A 3,819-nucleotide genomic window follows, 5' to 3' on the forward strand; every position below is an offset into this window, starting at 1 on the left:
CGTTGGTAATTGATGTAATTTAATAAATAAAGTATAATGTCCATGAGCAATAACCTCGTTTCTTGTTTTGTTGGTTTGGCGATTGACATTATACCAGAAAATAGGGGGGATTGCTCTTTTTGTTTGCAAACTCCCTAAAATAAAGGTTTTAGAACAAAAAAGAGGTAGTCTTTTGACACTACCAATCATAAGAAGGGAGTGATTTTTATGAAAAAATGGAGACAGTTAGCAATAGTTACGCTTTGTCTGATGGCAGCGTTGACTATGACAATGACAGCAGATGCCAAGACAAAGAAAAAGCAGCCGAGCGGTAAAGTATGCAGTGGGGTGAAATGGACATACAATAAAAAGAGTAAAACATTAACGATAACTGGAAAGGGATATGCTAAAATTACCGGGTTTTATGACAAATCACTGAGCAGTTATGAGTGGCCGTGCTCGGAAGATTCTGTATTGCCGGTGTTTACGAAGATTAAATTTGGAGAGGGGATTACGCAGGTCGATTATCGATATTTTGCAATGGAGGGCATCAAGCAGATATCGTTGCCAAAATCTTTTAAAAAGATTAAGTATGCAAGCCCAGTTCGTGTCAATGGAGCTTATGAAGGCTGGAGTACAACCTTAAAAAAGATTTCTGTAAATAAAAAGAATCGTAACTTTTCATCATCAAAAGGTGTATTGTATTCGAAAGACAAAAAGACAATTTACATATATCCTTCGGGCAAAAGTGTCGTCAATTATAAGTTATCCGATAAGGTGACGACGATCGCACCGTATGCATTTTATGCAGCGGATATGAAATCAATTCAGCTTTCTTCAAAGCTAACAACTATTGGAGAGTACGCATTTCAGTATTCAACAGTCAAGACAGTTACCGGCGGCAAAAAACTTCGAGTGATAGGACAGATGGCTTTTTATGAAGCCGATGGATTGACCAACTTTGCCTTTGACAGTGCACTTAGAAAAATAGGCAGCAATGCGTTTTATGCCTGCAGGCTGCAAAGTGTAACTCTTCCGGAAAAACTGGTATCTGTAGGAAATTGTGCGTTTATGGCAAACGAAGAATTGCGTTCTTTGACGATATTATGCAGATTAAATTTGGGAGAAATCTTTCTGCTTTGTACGAAAAAAATGAATTATAGCAAGTCGGAATATGATTACCGACCAATTACGGTAAAGCTTGGGAAGAATGCTACCGGACCGCTTACGACACTCATAGACGATTTGGGGCAGCAGATCACTTTTGAGGTGGATAATGCCAATCCGATATATTACGTGAAAGCCGGGGTGCTTTATAAGAGAAAGGGAAACGAAGTATGCTATCCCCAAAAAGCATCTTAATATCTTGCAATATGCATAATAAAATATATAATTAAAATATATTTTTGTAAAAATTGTACATGAAATTTTAAAAATCATGTTGCAATACTACTACGAAAATGTTAAGATAGTTTTCGTAGCAAAAGAAATAACTCATGGGGGAGTTATTTCGATAATGTATTGGGCGTGATTGGGATGTAGAAAGACATTTTTTGTGGGGACAAAGGATGTCTTTTTATTGTACGTGATGGTGACGGATATCGTTAATGTGTTTGCTTCTTTTTTCATGAATTAATATCAAAAATATGTGGATTTTTTGGGATTTATCGGTATAAATATTGGGAAAGTATCGGTATTTCTTATGGATTTCTATTCATATTTTTTGGTGATGATTTATGTTATTTTGTCACAAAAAACGCACAAGTTTCTCAATCTGCCGGGAAGGAGAAGGATTATGGCTTTTCGTAAAAAAGCACTTGCTATTGTCATGAGTATGGCAATGGTCGCAACTTCGCTGTCAATTCCAACAACGACAGCCAAAACGGCGGAAGCCGCCGGCACAACATTTAACAACCTTAATCAATCGCAGATTACAGAGGCGATGGGTGTAGGTTACAACCTTGGTAACTCATTGGAGGCTGCAAGTTCCGGAACACCGAATGAAACAGCATATGGCAATCCAAAATTAACAGAAGACTTAGTTTTGGCAGCCAAAGACGCAGGATTTAAATCTATCCGTATTCCGGTATCCTATCTTAGCATGATTGACGACAACAATGGATACAAGATCGACTCTTCTTGGTTAGATCGAGTACAGCAGGTTGTTGATTATTGCGTTGACAATGATATGTATGCAATTGTCAACATGCATGGAGACGGTTATACGACAGTAACAGGTGGCTGGTTATTATGCGGCAGTTCTGATCAGACCAAGATCAAAGCAAAATATAAAGCGTGCTGGGAGCAGATTGCAGATCGTTTCAAAAACTATGATGAGCATCTGATCTTTGAGTCCATGAATGAAGAATTTGATGGAACTTATGGAACACCTAGCAGAACGGCTTATGCAAATATAAATGCCTACAATCAGATTTTTGTGGACACCGTAAGAAAAACCGGTGGAAACAATGATCAGAGATGGTTATTGATTCCGGGATGGAATACCAATATTGATTACACGGCGGAGAATTACGGATTTGCACTTCCTACCGATGATTATCTGTCTTCTAAGATTGCATCAGGCGAAAAAAGAATTATGATCTCTGTACATTATTATGATCCATGGGATTTCTGTGGAACAGAGTCCGGTGCAACCACACAGTGGGGAGACAGTATTACGGATTATTCGAAGAGAGCAAGCTGGGGTGATGAGTCCTATATGGCATCTCAGTTCAAAAAGATGTCCAGCAAATTCGTTTCACAGGGATATCCTGTGGTGATCGGTGAATTTGGTGCCATCAATAAAGCAAGTTATGACAGCCAGAATAAAGTTTGCCGTGCAGAGTATTATCAGAAAGTCTGCTATTATGCAAAGCAGTATGGATTGATCCCGGTAGCTTGGGACAATGGATACAACGGAGACTATGGTTTTGCAATCATTGACCGTTATTCCAACAAGGTTGTTCATCAGGAATTGATGGACGCTATGATGGAAGTGTATGGTGGTAATGAGTCCGCAACGGCAACAGGCATTCAGTTAAACAAGAGCGAGTTGACAATTCACATTGGTGATGAAAAACAGCAGCTTACAGCAGCATTAACACCATCGGACAGCAAGGATAAAGTTCTTTGGAGCTCCAGTGATGAGTCAGTAGCTGCCGTTAATTCCAAAGGTCAGGTAAGTGCAGTAGGAGCAGGAACTTGTACGATCACTGCATCTGTTCCATTAGGATACAAAGCAACCTGTAAGGTGACGGTACCACAGGCCAACTATGTACGTGCGAAATTATATTTATTAGAGACAGCAAGCTGGCAGTCAGTCATCAGTGATGAATATGTTGATATTTATTCAGAAGGAGGAAAATTCTCCTTGTCCTTAGATGCGACTAAGAGTCAGTTGCAGAATATTGGTTCTTTGTATATCAAAGATATCAATGTTGCTGATGATGAGGCATCTGTATTTGACAAAGCAACTTTGAAAGTAACATCATTTGAAATTAACGGACAGAAATATACCATGAAAAATGGAAAATTTACGTATGATGTTTCACAGAAAGCATCAGATGATGGATTGATCTGTCCAGTCTTTAATTTCTCATTTATTAATGTGTGGGCGAATACACATGTAAACAACGTAACTGTGGAAAATGCAAATTACAAGGCATATTTCAATAATGTAAATTACCAGACAACGAATAAGGTAACCATGAACTTTGAGGTGTCCGGTATTAATGGTGGCAGTGATGTTCAGCCAACAGCAGCACCAACAAAGGCACCAACAGCAGCACCAACAAAGGCACCAACAGTAGCACCAACAAAGGCACCAACAGTGGCACCAAC

Annotated in this window: 2 protein-coding genes; both read left to right on the plus strand. The window is 39.0% G+C overall.

Features of this window, described 5'->3' with window-relative positions:
- Nucleotides 1–207: 207 nt before the first annotated feature.
- Nucleotides 208–1,341, plus strand: a complete 1,134-nt coding sequence (locus DW981_RS14230; RefSeq protein WP_118508205.1) for a leucine-rich repeat domain-containing protein — start codon at nt 208–210, stop codon at nt 1,339–1,341.
- A 433-nt stretch (nt 1,342–1,774) separates the two neighbouring features.
- On the plus strand, nt 1,775–3,819 hold a 2,045-nt coding region (locus DW981_RS14235), incomplete at its 3' end, for a cellulase family glycosylhydrolase (RefSeq protein WP_118508206.1).

Origin of the sequence: Clostridium sp. AM49-4BH (assembly GCF_003478335.1) — a bacterium.
Classification (GTDB): Bacteria; Bacillota; Clostridia; order Lachnospirales; family Lachnospiraceae; genus Butyribacter.